We start from the raw sequence: 17,163 nt of genomic DNA, 5'->3' as shown, positions 1-17,163 counted from the left end.
TTTTTTCCACCAGCATGTCATTGAGTGTTTTTAGGCTTTTTGTGGTGGATTGAGACACTCCAGAAGGACATCGAAAGCGACCGCCATCTGTTCTTCCGCTACGCAGGCAAAGCCCATCAGCAGACCCCGTCGACCACTTGGCAACATGTAATAACGCGACAACGGACGTACCAGCACACCTCGCGCGCTGGCCGCCGCGGCGATCGCCACATCATCCGCATCATTGGGTAAATTGAGAATCAGGTGTAAACCGGCATTGCTGTTGAATTCAGTCAGGGCCTGTTTACCCAAATGTTGTTCAATCAGCGAGGTAAGGAAAGCCCGACGCTTGGCATACAGCAGCCGCATGCGGCGGATGTGGGCCGTGTAATGGCCTTCCTGAATAAATTGCGCCAGCGCGGTTTGGATCAACAGGTGGCCGCCGCGGTAAAGTTCGGCGTGGGCAGTTTTCAACGCGCTCACCAGTGGTGTTGGCAGCACGACGTAACCCAGCCGCAGCGCGGGATAAAGCGTTTTGCTGAAGGTGCCGATATAGATCACGGGTGCATCAGCTTCCAGCCCCTGCAACGCAGGAATAGGCTGGCCGGAGAAGCGGAACTCGCTGTCATAATCATCCTCGACAATCCAGCTACGTCCATGACGCGCCAGCGCCAGCAAATGTTGCCGCCTGGCCAGACTCATCACCGGGCCCAGCGGATATTGGTGCGAAGGGGTAACGAAGATCAGCCGTGGCGCATCTGTTTGATGTTCCGGTGGCACCATACCCGCCTCATCCACTTCCCGTGGGCAAATATTCACATCGTTCATGCGCAGGATGTTGCGTATTCCCCAATAGCCCGGTTCTTCGATCCAGGCGTCATCTCCCGGATTACACAGCATACGTGTCACCAGATCGATAGCCTGATGAATACCTTCGGTGATCAGGATCTGTTCCGGTGAGCAGCGCACCGAACGCGCGACACGTAAATACTCCACCAATGCCTGCTGAAGTTCCGGGCTACCTCCCTGATTGCTGTAGGTCAGTTGTTGTGGTGTAGGACGGCGGCTGATACGAGCCTGGATCTTGCTGAAGATAGGGTGTGGGAAGGCATTGACATCGGGAACGCCGGGGATAAATGCGCCCCATTGTTTCGGACTGGCACTGGCATGATGCAATAACGCACTCCCGCGCTCTGACAGTTCTGCGTTCCTTTTCTCACCCTCTGCACCGATCGGAGGGTTGGTTGTGGATAAAAAGCTGTCGGGTGTCGTTTCAACAACGAATGTGCCACTTCCCTGCCGCGAAAAAACATAACCTTCCGCCAGTAATTGTTCATAAACGGTTAAGGCCGTGTTACGTGAGAGTCCCAGCTCTCGCGCCAATTCGCGTGATGCCGGCAAGCGGCTTGAGGGGGCAAGGCTGCCATCCAGAATGCTGGTGCGGATCGCGTTGTAAAGCCGCAGATGCAGCTTGTCATCAGGCTGTTCGCCGAGTCGCTGCAATAATAGATCACCACTCAATGAGCGCAATTGGATCCCTCAATTAATCGTGATTGGCACTCGATTATAGGGCCGTACACTGTATAAACAAATGATGTTGTTTCATATTTGTGAACAAAAATAACAATTAACCCTGTACGGAGAGAACAGAATGAAAAACGCAGAACTGACTCAACGTCGTCTGGCCGCCACCCCGCGAGGGATTGGCGTGATGTGTGATTTTTACGCAGATCGGGCAGAAAATGCCACGTTGTGGGATGTGGAAGGTAACGAAATTATTGATTTTGCTTCTGGTATTGCCGTGCTCAATACCGGGCATCGTCATCCGAAGGTGATCGCCGCGATTGAAAAACAATTGCAGGCTTTTACCCACACTGCTTACCAGATTGTTCCCTATGAAAGCTATATCACGCTGGCAGAGCGTATCAATCAGCTAGCGCCCATTGAAGGCACGTGTAAAACGGCTTTTTTCACTACAGGCGCAGAGGCTGTTGAGAACGCAGTCAAAATTGCCCGTGCTTATACCGGTCGTCCCGGTTTGATCACTTTCGGCGGCGGTTTTCATGGCCGCACCTACATGACCATGGCACTGACCGGCAAAGTGGCTCCTTACAAACTGGGTTTTGGCCCGTTCCCTGGCTCGGTTTTCCATGGCCAGTATCCGAATGCATTGTATGGCGTCAGCTCAGAAGACGCCATGAACAGCCTGGAGCGCATTTTTAAAGCGGATATCGATCCGACGCAGGTCGCCGCGATTGTGCTGGAGCCAGTGCAGGGTGAGGGCGGCTTCACTATCGCCCCAGCAGAATTCATGCAGGCACTACGCGCGTTGTGCGATCGACATGGGATTCTGTTGATTGCGGATGAAGTGCAGACCGGGTTTGCCCGCACCGGCAAGTTTTTCGCGATGGATCACTACGACGTGCAACCGGATCTGATCACGATGGCAAAAAGTCTCGCGGGAGGGATGCCGCTGTCAGCGTTGGCGGGCCGCGCTGAGGTGATGGATGCCCCGGCACCGGGTGGGCTTGGCGGGACTTATGCCGGTAACCCGCTGGCTGTTGCCGCTGCGTTGGCGGTATTGGAGGTGATCGAAGAGGAACAATTGTGTCAGCGCTCGCAGCGTTTGGGGCAACATTTGGTGGAAGTCCTGCAACAGGCACGCCATCACTGCCCGGCGATTGTTGATATCCGCGCATTGGGTTCAATGGTGGCGGTGGAGTTTAACGATCCGGCTACGGGAAAAGCGTCACCTGAGTTTACTCGTCACGTACAGCAGAAAGCACAGGAAGCAGGGTTGCTGCTGCTCAGTTGTGGGGTGAACGGCAATGTGATCCGTTTCCTGTATCCGCTGACCATTCCTGATCCCCAGTTTAAGCAGGCGCTGGCAATACTTTCCCGCGTGCTGACCCGTATCGATTTGAGCAATTAATCCTCCGGACGTTAACCCTTCCCGGTAGCAAACCTACCGGGTATCAAAGGATGATATATGTCTTCCGAAAACATCTGCATTTCCCCGGCGGTTGCCGCAGGGGAACGGACACTTGCACCCGCCAAATCACTGACTTTTCTTGAAGGGGTAGCAATGATAGTCGGTACCAACATTGGTGCTGGCGTGCTCTCCATCGCGTACGCTTCCAGTAAAGCCGGTTATTTACCTTTGCTATTCTGGTTGGTGCTGGTCGGCTGTCTGACCACAATCACGATGCTGTATGTCGCTGAATCCACCCTTCGTACCCGAGAACATCTGCAGCTTAGCGGTTTGGCACGGCGCTATGTCGGCGGTTTTGGTTCATGGGTGATGTTCGCTTCAGTTTGCGTCAATAGTGTCGGCGCGCTTACCGCCTATATGTCCGGCAGCGGCAAGTTATTGCAGTCCCTGCTCGGCATTTCACCCGCGCTCGGCAGCCTGCTGTTTTTCATCCCGGCGGCGTTGGTATTGTATCTCGGCTTGAAGGCCATTGGCCGTGGCGAAAAGTTTATCAGTATCGGAATGGTAGTCATGCTGAGTGCGCTGGTCATCGCGACGCTATTGCAAGAGACCACCCAGATGCGCAACCTGCTTGACGGCGATTGGCTCTTTATGGTGCCCGTGTTCAGCGTGGTGGTGTTCTGCTTCTCTGCCCAATATATTGTGCCTGAGATGGCGCGTGGTTTTGCGGATAAGCCAGAACAACTCCCCAAGGCGATTATTGTCGGGATGGTGACGACTTTTGTGCTGTTGGCCGTGGTGCCGATGTCGGTGATAGCACTCAGTGGGCTGGGTAATATTTCTGACGTGGCGACGATTTCGTGGGGACAGGCGCTTGGTCAATGGGCTTTCTTCTCTGCCAATATCTTTGCGCTGTGTGCGATGCTGACGTCCTACTGGGGACTGGGTGGCAGTTTCGTGAGCAATATTTTCGATAAGTTCAGGTTGGGGGACGACGAGCGACCGTTGCGCCGCTTCGGTGTGTTGCTGGTGGTCGTCTTGCCACCGTTCGCGCTGGCCTACAGCGGCCTGGTTTCATTCGTCAATGCGTTGTATTTCGCCGGTGTATTCAGCGGCGTGATCTTGTCGATCATGCCGATGCTGATTTTGCGAGGTGCCCGTAAACATGGCGACCGGGTACCGCTCTGGCAGTGTAACTGGATCACGCATCCGCTGTTGCAGGTGAGCATTGTGCTGCTGTATCTGGGAAGTGCGGTCTATGCGATTGCGTCACTGTTTGGTTATTTGCCTACTGGCTGGTGAGTGATCGTCTTTAAAAAACATGGCTGTTTCTAAATCGCAGAATGGCAATGTCATTGTCAGTGATGTTTTTTGTGAAGCCGTAGAGATGCAAGAAGCCTGCTTGGTTGCCTAAGCGGAATTTTCTGAATTTGGCTTCTGACTGGAGTCGAGGATTTATTTGATTGAATTTATTATGGTTATTTATTAAATTTTAAAACGAAGCCCCCAATAAAGCCCCTAAAACTTTTGGTCGCTATAAATGCGATGAGCATCTCATCTTGATGAGGTCACTACAGTGAATATCCGGTGTTTTTTGCGTCATGAAGAGACTACTGAGATAGTCTTGGCGGAGACTGAGGCTCTGTTAGACGACACGAAATGTTTTCATGTTAGGCGTACTGACTCGTACTTAATCTGGCAGCCTTGTTACTCTCAGTCCAATCAGAACTGACTGTCAGGCTCAGTGCGTGAAGCGGACATATGGTCTGGACTTACATAGGTCTGGAAGGTCCAGACCGAGTCTACTTATGCAGTCTATTATCTTACGGAATTTAGCCCCTTTTAGTAGGGGAATCATATACAAAGAAAAATCCAGTAGGCAAATGCTTGTTGACTTTGATCCTTTGTCACTTTATAGAGGAATGAGCCGATAAAATTTTATAAAGGAAGCTGGCTCATGTTACCGCAGGATAGTCTTCAGCAGGAAGTTATTGAATCTGTAAAAAAATCACTCACCTTTGATATATTGTATCAAAGAATAAGACCAGATATATCCAAGTTTATCGCTGTCACCTCAAAGCTGTCCTTAAAAAGCCTCGATGACTGGGAACGTTTAATTCGAGCAGAGATTTTCTATTCACTTCGAAAATACAGTCCGAAACAAAGTGGTAATGAGATCCACCAGGTCGGGTCACTCAGATGGATGGACATATGTAACGCCGATGGTTTCAGACGGGAAAGAGCATTAAGGACACTATCAGGTGGGGCGCCAAATAGTTTTTTATTAGCTTTAGTTGTACGAAAACTAAATGACTGGGTTCCGCAGGTAAGAGCTGCAGCATGTGATGCTCTGCCATTAATTGCTGAAGCATCAGACCCTGAATTTATTGTTGATGTCTTGTTTATAACACTCCCCTACTGGGATTCTTGGGGGAGAATGGGAGATATCGAGAAAGAAGCGCTTATGAAAGTTATTTTAATGGAGAAAGTAACTGAGGCATTAAAAAAACGCCTTCTAATATCCTCTTCGGGGCCTGTCGCTACAATATTTGTGCAAGCTGGGCGCACGACAGCTTTAGACAACTTTTTAGCTGAGATTGCAGAAACATCAGTTCAACCCTCCCTGCGGGCAAAAGCTTATCGTTGTCAGTTTGAAAGTAAATTTGTTTGGGCTGAGGGGCTGACATGGCAGTGGGTTGACAAAGTACACGGCATAAGGCGACGCCTTCCTGTTTTAAAAGAACGAATAATATCTACTACAACTCCCTTTATTGAGAACTTGAGGATGGCGACAACCGACCGTTCCCCTATGGTTCGGCGTATAGCTGGTGAAATGCTTATAAAAGAATTGGATAATATTGGTGATGAAGCATTTAAACTGGCAAATATACTGGCTTCTGACACATCTCAATCAGTAGCAGAACGTGGGAGATATGCATTGACCGACTTAGAAAAGCGCAATTGACCATTCAATTGCAAAATATATGTAACCGTGTTGATTGTATCGCTTGAGCGGCTTCCGGCAAAGTACACATATAAACTCGGCAGCGTTCTGAGCCAGTTTATTTTGTAAGACATTCTTCTGTCCGTTATTCGCTCAGGTTGTGTGAAAACCCGGACTAAAAACTTAAGTGCATAATGCTATGCAAAATCTGAAATCGATCGGCTGGTTAGCAGAGTCAAATTTTACGTAGGGACGCGGTTTTCAGCTCTTTTTTTGGCAACTTATGCGATCAAAAACGTTTTCACACAGTCTGCGCTCATAACCGACTATCGGATTTCATCGTGGCCCACAATAGAGCACTATCAGATCAAGTCGCGACTAATACATATAAAGTTAGTTTCTGTTACTGCTTAGTCATCTTTTGTATGAAGATGATAATGATAGCCGCATAAACCACCATTATCTTGATCGTCTTGTTTCAAATGCTCACCACAGAAAATACATTCCTCATGGTCTAAAGTTGCGCCGCACCAAACGCATAATTGTTCTGCGATTAAAAATGTGCCGTGTCCACACTGGAAGCAATCCTCAATGTTCGAGTCCTCACCACTTCGCCAGTCATAATCGTGTTCATCATTGAGTGCTTGCATGAGTAATGGTGCGATAAGGTCCGCAAATCCGCAGGCAAGGCACCTATACTTAAATTCGTCTTCGTTACTTTCGACACTGCACCCACCGTCAAGACTTTCGTCTGAAGCAGCAAGTAAATCTGAGTGGCACATGTCACATCTGCATTCTTGCAGGAAACGTTCCATGTGCTTAGGGATGCCAGCAAAAGACCATGATTCATTGCATTCTTTGCGTTTAGCCTCGTAAAGGGTGTTATGTTTAAGCATGATTTCCCAAGAACTACCTAGTAATGGGAATGGAGCTTCCTCAAGCTGCTGTGTAATAAAGTCACTGAGTACAGGGAAAAGATCCGCAACAAATCCAGCAATCTCACCCAAAGTATTTTCTGGAGGCATATGCTCAAGGCCATTCCGGCAATCCTGAAGTTGCTTGATCGCTTTCCAATCCACCTCAATATTAAAACCCTTGAACCTCTGCTTGATTGCTTCTGTATCAATGGTAGTGGATTTAAAATTGCCATCAGGAACCCATTCAACGCCACCATTACCATCAGATCTAGGAAGTATTTTCGGTGGGTTATATATCAGGGTATAGGCATCCTCCGGTTCATCAACAGATGTTGCGATTTTGTACTTGAACAGGAGAAGCATTCCTGCAAAAAGATTTCTTACAGAAGATAGTGCTCGTGCTGGATTTCCACCATCTTCAACTTTTCGCTGGGATAGCTCAAAATCTTCTATACCAAGCTGTATAGAGAGTAGGGAATTTTCACGCAATTTTTCTGCATCTAGCGCCGGTAATGCTTTCTCGTTTGTCACTGGTAGCTTCCAAGTATCAAAATGATTAGCCTAAAATACATTAGCAAGGACTTAGTAAGGTAGTTAATCTGTTTTTTCAGCCATCTGCCAGTACTCTCTGCCGTCTAGGGTATGAAGGTGGCAAGATGTCTCCTTCTCGCTCATAACTGCCGGAGACCTTCCCTTAAGGTGGCTAAGTGCCAAAAGCAGACGTTGCCAAGGTCCGTCTGAATAGGTTTAAATACCATATTACCAATGGACATGGATTATTCGCATGAAAATACGATTATTAATACTCATGCTGCTCATCACCTCCCAGTCGTGGGGACGTCAGGAAACCCCGAGGGAACAAGCGAAACAAATGGCTGAAGCAGCATGTCTATTTCAATACGAGGTCATCAACTCCCGCTTTACTTTGGGTTTTTCTGAGGAAAAAGCCATCCAAACATCGACTATAATACTGACTAATTATCTGGAGAAGAATAAAAAGACAGCAGGTGATAAATTTCTCTCCTCGATTCGAAGAAATACAATTGCACAATTACGGGAATTGGAAGTAAATAAAGAGGCAGTGCAGCAACTAAAATCTCCGCCATTAGATTTTAAAGATAAATTTTTATCTTCCTGCAATGAAATGAAAACGGAGCAGTTGGAAGAGATGCATGTTTTTGACTAAATGCAGCATTCATATAGGTATGATATGCGTTTTTGAGGCTCTATCGTGTTTGTTATCTCCGCACCTCGCTCAGGGTTGACATCATGCTCACCGAGGCTGTCCGCTTGGTGCCAAAAGCAGACATTCCTTACCCCTTGCCAGTCTATTAATGCTTTTTAATGTACATAGTTTTCGTATCTAGATGCCGCCATCGCGTGTAAGTCGAGTCGGGTTAACCTTTTTTGTCGCTAGCACAGCTATCAGCTGTACCGATAAGTTGTTGTAAGTTTGAAAGAAGCAATGTAGTGTTCTGTGCATTAAATGTACAAATGCAGGTTAATCCATGTTTAAGTACGGGTCGGCCCGTTGAATAAGCGTTAAAGCATACTCACGTATGTGCCTGATTAAGTATTCCAAACCGCAATAAATGAAGAGAAACTTATGGAAGAATTTGATAATAGGTTGGAAAACATAAAGCAGCTTTTAAGTTCCCAAAGTAGACAAAACTGGCTTTTTGGTGCTGGGATAAGTTTCGGTTCAAAAATACCTTTAATGTATCCATTGACCAGTCGCGTTGAGCGAATTATCGAAGAAGATTCCGGGGACAAAGAAAAAGAAATTTTGGCTGCTTTAAAAGCAGATCTATCTGATGACTGCCATGTTGAACACTACTTGAGTCATTTGGGTGACCTTTTAGCTATTGCTGATCGTTCAAGGAGGCAGTCTGCATATATTGGCGCTAATAGTTATACCAGTGAAGAGCTAAGGCGGCTGTATCTAGAAATTATCAAGGCTATTGGCGGGATTGTCAGATACGGATACGTCGCTGCTAATGCTGATCGCGCGATAGAGGAGGAGATTGGTAGCGCAGCAAACCCAATAGTTGAAATAGAGCCTCATTGTAAATTTATAGAGGCATTATTGATTAGCAAATCAAATCTAGAACAACGCTCAAAAACTACAATTTTTACTACTAATTACGATGCTTTGCTTGAGGACGCCTTAGCTCTATACAAAAAAATAGTATGTGATGGCTTTTCAGGTGGAGCTGTAGGTTTTTGGAATTCAGAAAATGAATTCTCGAATGCAGCTATGGATTCAAATACGTACCATCTATATAAATTACATGGTTCGATAGATTGGCACAGAGATGACGACTTAGGTCTAGTGCGTGCAAGATATGGAACTAAATACTTGTCAAACCCCGCAAATATAATGATTTACCCTCAGGCAACAAAATATGTTGAAACGCAGAAAGACCCATTCGCCAGCTTATTCTTGGGTTTAAGAAAAACCTTAATGAGTGGACAGCAAAATACATTAATTACTTGTGGTTATAGTTTTGGCGATGACCATATTAATGCTGAAATAGAAAGCGCATTGCGAAGCGAGTCCAACCAAACGACGGTTATTGCATTTGTTCAAGAGTCGCCAAAAGATGGAATTGTTATTAATAAGACTTTAGACGCTTGGCTGAGATGTCCGAAAATTAGTTCTAGAGTGTATGTCGCAGGCGAACTGGGTATTTACCATAATTCAACAACTCCTTTAGCTGAATTTGATACTAGCAAGTATATATGGTGGCGTTTTGATGGCTTAACGCAGTTCATCAGCACAGGAGATGTTCCATGAGTAATATTTTTCAATCACGGAAAGAACTAAAGGTAGGTAAAATTATTGAGGTGTCTGGCAATAATTTACGCATAGAGATCGATGAGAGTGTTAATGAACTGATTCGTGCCGTTGACGGACAAGTTTATCCTGTAGGGCAAATGGGCAGTATCATTAAAGTGCATTTTGGTAGAAAGCTGCTATTTGCTTTTGTTCGGTCTCTTAAAATGAGATCTGAGTTGATTACTGAAGACAGCAACCAACTCATTAACGCAGCAGATGATGCTCGTATCTTAGAGGCAGACCTCTTTGGTCAGGGAGTCTGGTCTAACAAGAATTCTCGACTTGAATTTTCTCGCGGTGTTGAAACTTACCCCTTGCCATTACAAAGCGCCTATATTTGCCTAAACGATGAACTAGAGGCTGTTTATAAAGCTGCAGAATCAAATGCTCAAGATGAAGCCATTACACCCATGGTTCCAATTGGGAATTACATCGGTGGCAACAATGCGGTATGCAGAGCGAATATTGATAAACTGTTTGGACATCACTTTGCGATATTAGGGTCTACAGGTTCAGGGAAATCAGGAACAGTGGCATCAATTTTACACTCTGTTCTAGATCACCGACCTAGAGGCACCACGTTAAAGCCAAGAATTGTCATGATTGATCCCCACGGTGAATATGCTAGTGCTTTTGGCAATAGGGCAAAAGTATTCCGTGCGTATAATGACGCATCTGCAGTGGAGGATGAGGCAGAGCTATTGAAGTTGCCTTATTGGCTTATGTCTAGTGATGAGTTGAGATCGTTAATCATTGGTAAAACAGAACACGAAGCTACCTCTCAAAATAATATTGTTTATGAAGCAATTACCTATTCTAGATTACTAGAGGCGGGCTACGTACAGGATGTAGGTGCTGAACCAAACGGCGGATTAGAAGCCGCATTTGCTGATGGTGTAAATGAAGATCAGGTTTTGAATTTTGATAGAGACAAGCCCGTTCCGTTCAAATTGACGCAGTTTGTTAAGTACATAGACAAGGTGCAAGGGCGCAAAGAAGGGAAACAGGAAAAGTTAGCTGCATCATCAGGTCGCGATAAAATCGATAACATACTTAAAAAACTCAAAGTCCTTCGCTCAAATCCCCAGCTTAGTTTTTTGCTAAAAGAATATAGTGAAGCTGATTCTCCTAAGCTACAGGATATATTGGCGCAGTTTGTCGGTGAAGCAAATGGAAAAGATATTCGTATCATAGATATATCAGGCCTGCCAAATGAGGTGGCTGGACCATTAACCGCATTAATATCCCGCCTTCTTTTTCAATACAAACTCTGGCAGACAAGGGATGAAAGAGAGAAAGATCCCATATTATTTATCTGCGAAGAAGCGCACCGCTACGTGCCAAACCATGGTGAAGCACAATACAAAGAGGCTCAAGATGCTATTCGACGTATTGCAAAAGAAGGGCGTAAATATGGATTAGGGCTGGGGCTTATTTCACAAAGACCATCTGATGTTGAAAGTACTGTTCTCTCCCAGTGTAACTCTTGGATAGTACTTAGATTGTCGAATTCTAGTGATCAAGAGCATGTCTCTAGGTTCTTGCCTGACAGTTTGAGCGGTTTAACTAAAATGTTATCTGCCCTTACAAGACGAGAGGCTATTTTTGTTGGGGAGGCCGCAGCACTTCCAAGCAGGATTAGAATTCGAGAGTTATCACCTGATAAATTGCCCAATTCTAACGATATTAAATTCGCAAGTGGGTGGTCGAATGATGCGACCCAAGAAGCTGATTTGATGGAAGTCGTAAATCGATGGTGTGGAACTTCGGGTGAGTAATTCAATATTGTCGGCAAGCAAAGCTTTAACAAGGTAATGTTGTCGGACTCGCTATACTCGCAGCAAATTGCGGCGTTAATGTCCGCACCTCGCTCAGGCTGTGTGAAAACCCTGGCCAAAAACTGAAGTGCGCGCGTTTACGCAAAATCTGAAATTGACCGACTGGTAAGTAGAGCCGAATTTTACGTATGAGCGCGGTTTTCAGCGCTATTTTTGGCAGTCTCTGCGACCAAAAACGTTTTCACACAGCCTGCGCTCATGGCGGCCTTCAGCTAAAGGTTCTCCATATAATGGAACGCTTTCAGCAGATCTTCTTCAGTTAGCGGTGATACCAGACTTGACCCGGTATCTTCCTCCACTTTTATCAAAAGCTCAATGCGGGTAATTCCCAACCTGTTTGACACATGGTTAGCGCAACTTCTTGCGTGAGAAGCTCTGTTCGCCAAGGGCCTTGCTGTATCTAAAACTCTCTTTCTCGATGAAGAATGAGACATTTATTACTCCTGTAAGCAGATATTCTCCCTCATTCTGACATCGTCCAAAATGCGATGTCATGGATATTGCATTCATACCTCTACAAGGTAGTACGGAACATGAATCGCTACAGGTTTGTCAGACACCTATAAGGAATTTATGGACTGATCCCAGGCCTCTAATCACGAAAGCGAAAGGATGTCATGAGCGTCAACTCCTCGCTCGAAGCTGCCGTAGCAAGGACTTCGGGCAGCTTCGAGCGAGATATAGTCATTCATAATAAGTCTCTATGTTAGTGTATGAGGGTTAAATCACAACGGCAGTCAGTTAGGCGAAATCACAATCTGAAATTGTGTTTAGAGGATACTATGGGCGTTGAATTTCACATCACAAGAGCTGAGTTTTGGGCAGATAATGACGAAGCCCAAATAACATCTGATGAATGGCTTTCATACATCAATAGCGATGATGAATTAAGTATAGATACTAAAAACGGCGATTATCACGCACTTTGGTCAGGGCCCTCACTGTATGAGGAGCCATGGCTTGACTGGAGCGCAGGTAATATTTACGCCAAGTGGCCAGACACGCATCTGTATAGAAAAATGTTGAAAATTGCAAAGTGTCTCAACGCCCAAGTAATGGATGACGATGGTACGATTTATAGCGATGAATCTCACTGGGAGTATGATCCTTCATGCACGCAATAACGTCCTCTTCTGGCACAGGGCTGCATCAGCAGCCCTGACAAACTCAAACTTCAATTGACTCAGATATCTCCAATGCGTCATCGACTTCAATGCCCAGGTAACAAACTGTGCTTTCAAGTTTTTTATGACCTAGCAGGAGTTGAATCACCCGCAGATTCTTCGTTTTCTTATGGCTTGGTTCTACGCATAGAATGCGTACTGTATAGCGAATCATCCAGACCGAGCTTTCCAATCCATCCATGAAAAATGCGGTTGTATTGTCTGGTAGAGATGTGTTGAGAAGAACCGACCTGGGACTGGAAAAGATAGTCGGTATTGCGCAGATGGGCCATTTTTATCCATGCAGCTACAGCCTCTCTGGTGCCCTTAGTCAATTCAAACTGAACAGGGCTACCGGTCTTTTGCTACAACACTGTCGCCCTGCTCGAAACAGAGCTGCCATACGCAACATCTGACACTTTCAGCTTAACCAGATCACAGCCTCGTAGCTTACTGTCTAAAGCCATGTTGAACAGAGCCAAATCACGTACTCTTTCTTCCAGCTCGAGTCTGATACGGATCCCCCAGATATGAGATATCTGAAGTGGCCGTTTTTGGCCGATGATACGGCTTTTGTTCCAAGGTGACGTATTCATAATCAAATCTCCTGAAATATTGGAGATTCGATTATGATTGTCTCTCATGAGCGCAGGCTGTGTGAAAACGTTTTTGGTCGCAGAGACTGCCAAAAATAGCGCTGAAAACCGCGCTCATACGTAAAATTCGGCTCTACTTACCAGTCGGTCAATTTCAGATTTTGCGTAAACGCGCGCACTTCAGTTTTTGGCCAGGGTTTTCACACAGCCTGAGCGAAAAGCGGACGTAATGCTATAGATAACACTACAAAGTAAATTTGGGGTTCTACATGCCAGAAAATCATAGATAGCTAATGTTCTTGAAGCTTTTTCCGATGTAATATGGACTGTTTTCAAGGAAGCAAACTCATGAGACGTAAAATCCTGTCAGTGTTAATTCCATTATCCTTAGTTCCAATGTCTTACGGTCAAGATAAACATCAATATGAACAAATTAAGCCATCTGTAATTGAGTTTCTAAAAAAGGGGGCCGGCTCTCCGGCTAGTTGTGATTTATTCAAGAACTTTCTTGCAAAAGATCCTCTGAATGACCAAAAAAAGAAAATGATGGTAGGTTTCTGTGATAGTGATATTGATTTCTCGAAACCAATCTCATTCTCCGAAATGAATACACATCAATTTGAGGAAGGGGCTTATGTATGTGGTGTCATTTCCGGACAAACAAAACTTAACCGGAAAATAGGAGTTCGATTTATTTCAGCAGAGCCATATCATCTGATATTAAACGTCAAATATTCACGTCGCCCCATTGCTTACTCATCAGATGATAGTTTCTTAATTGATGAATATCACTCACAGATAAAATCATTTAATGAACTGAACAACAAGTATTGCAAGTGAATGACAACTTCTGTTGACGAGTATCTAAATAGCTGATCCTAATACCGCTACACTTTTGCCTGACCGTGCTTCCCTCCAGGGAATGGGCTTACCGTTTTCATAAAGTGCCGTACCTTATTCAGTAATTGCCACATCGAACGGCAACTATGATTTCTGGTTATCGTGTCATGCAATGCCTGCCACAACCGTTCTACGTGGTTCACCCACGGCGAATAAACCGGCTGATAAATAACAATAAATTTCGGGTTCTTCTTTAACCAGCAAAGCGTTTTATGACTTTTGTAGATGATGTAGTTATCAACGATCAGTGTGATTGTTTTGCCCGCCGATACGTACTCTTAAGATGCATTAATAGGCTGATAAATAACCCCGAGTTTTTACTGCTCCCGCCGACGTAACTCACTTTTCCCGTGCCGCTGTGCAACGCACCAGCCAGATAATATTTTTCGTTTTGCCCAGGCGTGACAACACGCTTTTGTTGACCGCGTTGTTGCCAGTCGGCCCCTATTTTGGGGTTGAGATGGATATCGACTTCATCCTCGTAAAATACCGGATGTTCGACGCTACAGTCGGTGAGAGCTTCTGCGATAGCGGCCATCTTCTCTTCTTTATTCGGGTCACGAATTCGTAGCGTCGGTGCTGCTCTTCGCCAGACAAGTCCGGCAGCGGCGAACCGCTGAAGCATGCAAAATGCAACCTGTTATCTCATTGATTTTTATCGCTAACAGCTCAGTACTCCAGCGAGAGCGCTGATAACCAAAATCTGCCGGTCAATGCCTAATCAACTGACGTAACAGCGCACAGATATGCTCAAATGGCCAGCGTCGTGCGCGCCCTGGGGCAATGATTTCAGACCTTCAAGCCCATAAAGTGTGAACCAATTAATCCAACGCCCCAAGGATGAACGCGCACAGCAAAGCGTTTTGGCGACATCACTGACCGAGTCACCACGATGGAGCATCAGCATAGCGGTGAGTCTGCGAGCATGGTTCTTGTCGCCTGTTTTATGGATGGTTTTTTGCATCAGAGACCTTTCGGCATCGGATATTGGTGCTATGATCGGCATAAATCAGTCCGGTTGGTGGTTTGGGATATTCAGCGATTGATCAGATCGTTTAAATCGGACTGAGTTCCCTCAAAGTGATCTACTATTTGGAACAGCTATTTAGCATACTCGATATCTGATGGATTACATCCGAATGGCAGTGAGGGTCTCTTGATGTATACCCGTTACCTAGTTTGTAATGTCCGCTTCTGGCACAGGACTGCTGTTGCAGCCCCGATAAGCTCAGACTTCAATCGATTCAGATATCTCTAACGCATCATCGACTTCAATGCCCAGATAACGGGCTGTGCTCTCCAGTTTCTTATGGCCCAACAGGAGTTGGATCACACGGAGATTCTTGGTTTTCTTGTATATCAGGTAAGGTTTTGTTCTTCTCATGGAATGTGTGCTGTACAGTGAATCGTCGAGACCCAGCCTTGCTATCCATCCATGAAAAATACGGCTGTATTGTCGTGTTGAGATATGTTGGCAAGAACCGACCCGGGATTGGAACAAGTAGTCTTTACTGTGCAGATTGCACAGCTTTATCAGTGCTACAACTGCTTCTCTTCTCCCTTTGGTTAACTCGAACTGAGCAGGGCTACCAGTCTTTTGTTGCAACACTGTTGCTCTGTTTGAAACAGAACTGCCATATGCAACATCTGATACTTTAAGCTTAACCAGATCGCAGCTCCGAAGCTTACTATCCAAAACCATGTTGAACAGAGCCAAATCGCGCGTTTTATCTTCCAGCTCAAGTCTGATCCAGATCCCCCTGATTTGGGATATCTGAAGCGGCTTTTTTTGGCCGATGATACGATTTTTGTTCCACGGTGACGTGTTCATAATCAAACCTCCTGAGGTATGGGAGATTTGATTATGACTGTCCCTCAAGAGCGCAGGCTGTGTGAAAACTGCTGATCATTTTTTGGTCTAAGCAATGAATTTATATGTTCAACCATTCTTGATAAACCCATGCGGCGACCTGCCTTTTTTAATAAAATTAAAAGCATACGAATAAACATTGCTGGTGCAGATATGACCCACCACATTAAAGGTCAAGGCAGACATCAAGTTACTTTGCTCCCTGAAGCGCTGGATGATTTTGTCACTGAAGATAACCCTGTCAGAGTGGTTGATATATTTGTAGATGGATTACAGCTTGATTCTCTTGGCTTCGAGAGAGTTAATGCAAAGCAGACCGGGCGGCCCGGATATCACCCCGCAACAATGCTGAAGCTGTACATTTATGGATACCTGAACCGCATTCAGTCTTCCCGCAGGTTAGAAAAAGAGGCCCATCGGAACGTTGAACTGATGTGGTTACTTGAGCGATTAACGCCTGACTTTAAAACCATTGCCGACTTCAGAAAAAATAACGGTAAAGGTATCAAGAATGCTTGCCGGGCCTTTATTGATCTGTGTCGGCAGATGCAAATGTTCACCGGTGTGGTTGTTGCCATCGACGGCAGCAAGTTCAAGGCGGTAAACAGCAAACCGAACAACTTCACACCCCAGAAAGCCAAAGATCATATTAAGCGGGTTGAGCAAAGCATCACTCATTATTTAAATAAGCTGGATGAAGCCGACAAGAATACGGAGCCTGATGCCAGCACAAAGTTAACAGCGACTAAACTGGCATGGCTGCAAAAGCGCTTACGGGAGCTTCAGAAGATCCAACAAGCAGTCGGGCAACAGCCAGACAAGCAACTGTCTTTAACTGACCCTGATTCCCGGTTGATGAAGACAAATAACATGAACCGGCAAGTTTGCTACAACGTGCAAACAGCTGTGGATACGAAGAACCATCTGATTGTTGCTCATGAAGTCACCAACACAACGGATCGGGGCCAACTTGGTTCTGTGGCAACACTGGCTCAGGAAGCCGTTGACCGAGTGGATATAACCGTACTTGCTGACAAAGGTAATTACAGCCGTAGCGATATCAAAGCAGTCCTGGATAGCGGAGCAGTGGCTTTGGTGCCAAAGGGTGACACCTCTGGTGCGGAACGCAAAGGTCTCTATAACCGCTCAATGTTCAGGTATGACCGGGAAAAGGATGTTTATGTG

Annotated in this window: 12 protein-coding genes and 2 pseudogenes; 9 read left to right on the top strand and 5 right to left on the bottom strand. The window is 45.8% G+C overall.

Annotation, left to right across the window (positions count from 1 at the left end; genetic code table 11):
- Positions 1-30: 30 nt before the first annotated feature.
- Positions 31-1,509 carry a MocR-like pyridoxine biosynthesis transcription factor PdxR gene (pdxR, locus tag DRI82_RS14680; protein ID WP_114194665.1) on the bottom strand — a complete coding sequence of 493 codons (1,479 nt, stop codon included), beginning with the start codon at positions 1,507-1,509 and terminating at the stop codon, positions 31-33.
- Between the two features lie 121 nt (positions 1,510-1,630).
- Between pdxR and DRI82_RS14675 the strand changes: the two genes are divergently transcribed.
- The 3 genes from DRI82_RS14675 to DRI82_RS14665 all read left to right on the top strand — a co-directional run bounded on the left by DRI82_RS14675 (position 1,631) and on the right by DRI82_RS14665 (position 5,876).
- Positions 1,631-2,911, top strand: coding sequence for a 4-aminobutyrate--2-oxoglutarate transaminase (locus tag DRI82_RS14675; protein WP_114194664.1), 1,281 nt, complete (start codon positions 1,631-1,633; stop codon positions 2,909-2,911).
- Between the two features lie 57 nt (positions 2,912-2,968).
- Positions 2,969-4,213 carry an aromatic amino acid transport family protein gene (locus DRI82_RS14670; protein WP_114194663.1) on the top strand — a complete coding sequence of 415 codons (1,245 nt, stop codon included), beginning with the start codon at positions 2,969-2,971 and terminating at the stop codon, positions 4,211-4,213.
- A 655-nt stretch (positions 4,214-4,868) separates the two neighbouring features.
- Positions 4,869-5,876 carry a hypothetical protein gene (locus tag DRI82_RS14665; protein WP_114194662.1) on the top strand — a complete coding sequence of 336 codons (1,008 nt, stop codon included), beginning with the start codon at positions 4,869-4,871 and terminating at the stop codon, positions 5,874-5,876.
- Between the two features lie 389 nt (positions 5,877-6,265).
- Here DRI82_RS14665 and DRI82_RS14660 read toward each other — a convergent pair whose 3' ends face one another.
- Positions 6,266-7,303: a hypothetical protein gene (locus DRI82_RS14660; protein WP_114194661.1), complete on the bottom strand. Its 1,038-nt coding sequence runs from the start codon at positions 7,301-7,303 to the stop codon at positions 6,266-6,268.
- A 253-nt stretch (positions 7,304-7,556) separates the two neighbouring features.
- Here DRI82_RS14660 and DRI82_RS14655 point away from each other — a divergent pair, with 253 nt between their 5' ends.
- From DRI82_RS14655 to DRI82_RS14635, 4 genes are all read left to right on the top strand, one after another.
- Entirely contained in the window at positions 7,557-7,958 is a 402-nt protein-coding gene (locus DRI82_RS14655; RefSeq protein ID WP_114194660.1) for a hypothetical protein, read from the top strand.
- A 420-nt stretch (positions 7,959-8,378) separates the two neighbouring features.
- On the top strand, positions 8,379-9,569 hold the full coding sequence (locus DRI82_RS14650) for an SIR2 family NAD-dependent protein deacylase (RefSeq protein ID WP_114194659.1): 1,191 nt from the start codon (positions 8,379-8,381) through the stop codon (positions 9,567-9,569).
- Positions 9,566-11,389: an ATP-binding protein gene (locus tag DRI82_RS14645; RefSeq protein WP_114194658.1), complete on the top strand. Its 1,824-nt coding sequence runs from the start codon at positions 9,566-9,568 to the stop codon at positions 11,387-11,389. Before DRI82_RS14650 ends, DRI82_RS14645 begins: the two co-directional genes overlap by 4 nt.
- Before the next feature lie 842 nt (positions 11,390-12,231).
- Positions 12,232-12,573, top strand: a complete 342-nt coding sequence (locus DRI82_RS14635; protein WP_114194656.1) for a hypothetical protein — start codon at positions 12,232-12,234, stop codon at positions 12,571-12,573.
- A gap of 43 nt (positions 12,574-12,616) precedes the next feature.
- Here DRI82_RS14635 and DRI82_RS14630 read toward each other — a convergent pair.
- Positions 12,617-13,208, bottom strand: a pseudogene (locus DRI82_RS14630) (tyrosine-type recombinase/integrase).
- Between the two features lie 348 nt (positions 13,209-13,556).
- On the opposite strand from DRI82_RS14630, the gene DRI82_RS14625 reads away from it, so the two are divergent.
- On the top strand, positions 13,557-14,048 hold the full coding sequence (locus DRI82_RS14625; RefSeq protein ID WP_114194655.1) for a hypothetical protein: 492 nt from the start codon (positions 13,557-13,559) through the stop codon (positions 14,046-14,048).
- Positions 14,049-14,095: 47 nt separating this feature from the next.
- Here the strand turns inward: DRI82_RS14625 and DRI82_RS14620 are convergent.
- A pseudogene (locus DRI82_RS14620) lies at positions 14,096-15,114 on the bottom strand (IS630 family transposase).
- A gap of 222 nt (positions 15,115-15,336) precedes the next feature.
- Positions 15,337-15,939: a tyrosine-type recombinase/integrase gene (locus DRI82_RS14615; RefSeq protein WP_157968080.1), complete on the bottom strand. Its 603-nt coding sequence runs from the start codon at positions 15,937-15,939 to the stop codon at positions 15,337-15,339.
- A gap of 192 nt (positions 15,940-16,131) precedes the next feature.
- On the opposite strand from DRI82_RS14615, the gene DRI82_RS14610 reads away from it, so the two are divergent.
- Positions 16,132-17,163: IS1182 family transposase (locus DRI82_RS14610; protein WP_114194739.1), on the top strand; the 1,032-nt coding region annotated here is incomplete at its 3' end.

Source organism: Edaphovirga cremea (assembly GCF_003332275.1).
Lineage (GTDB): Bacteria > Pseudomonadota > Gammaproteobacteria > Enterobacterales > Enterobacteriaceae > Edaphovirga > Edaphovirga cremea.
Note: the sequence above shows the minus strand (reverse complement) of the source record. Positions and strands in the feature narration are given on the sequence as shown.